Origin of the sequence: Sphaerisporangium sp. NPDC049002, from assembly GCF_040649355.1 — a bacterium.
In the GTDB taxonomy this organism is placed as follows: Bacteria; Actinomycetota; Actinomycetes; order Streptosporangiales; family Streptosporangiaceae; genus Sphaerisporangium.
Genome location: NZ_JBEZFH010000046.1, coordinates 38,759 through 39,418, shown reverse-complemented (window position 1 = coordinate 39,418; position 660 = coordinate 38,759). Strand labels below are relative to the sequence as shown.

The following is a 660-nucleotide window of genomic DNA, read 5'->3' as shown; positions in this document are numbered from 1 at the left end:
GCCGGCGGCGTGGTCCGGGGCCTGCCCGGTGGCGACCGGGGCCGGCGCGGGCTTGCGCACGGCCGGGGCGGCCAGGGCGACGAACAGCGCGAGCAGGGCCGGTATGGCCAGGGCGCGCGGCAGGTCCAGCACCTCGGAGGCGGCCCCGATCAGGACCGGTCCTGTGAGGAATCCCAGGTAGCCGAGGCTGGCCACCCGGGCGAGCGCCTGCCCGGCCCGGGCGGGGTCGCGGTGGCCCGCCGCCGAGAACACCTGCGGGACGATGCACGAAAGGCCCGCGCCGAAGCAGCCGAACCCGATCACTCCGGCCACCGGGTGACCGATCAGCAGAGCCGCCGACAGGCCCGCCCCGGCCAGCAGCCCGCAGCACCGCACCAGCGCGACGGGGCCGAACCGGGCCGAGAGGCGGTCGCCGACCAGGCGTCCCGCGGTCATCATGATCGAGAACGCGGCGTACGCGGCGGCGGCGAACCCGGCCGAGCTGTGGAGGTCCTCCCGCAGGTAGACCGACCCCCAGTCGGCGGACGCGCCCTCACCGACCATGCAGCAGAAGCCCAGCACGCCGAGGAACAGCACTCCCCGGGCCTTGGCGCGGGGCGCCCCGCGCCGGCCCGTGTCCGGGGGCGTCGATGGAGCGGTCGCGGGCTCCGCACGGGCGGG

The 660-nt window shown here is 77.6% G+C and carries 1 protein-coding gene; it reads right to left on the bottom strand.

Going from position 1 to position 660, the window contains the following annotated elements; all coding sequences use genetic code 11:
- The coding region (locus tag AB0B89_RS12715) for an MFS transporter (RefSeq protein WP_358551642.1) at positions 1-660 on the bottom strand (660 nt) is incomplete at both ends.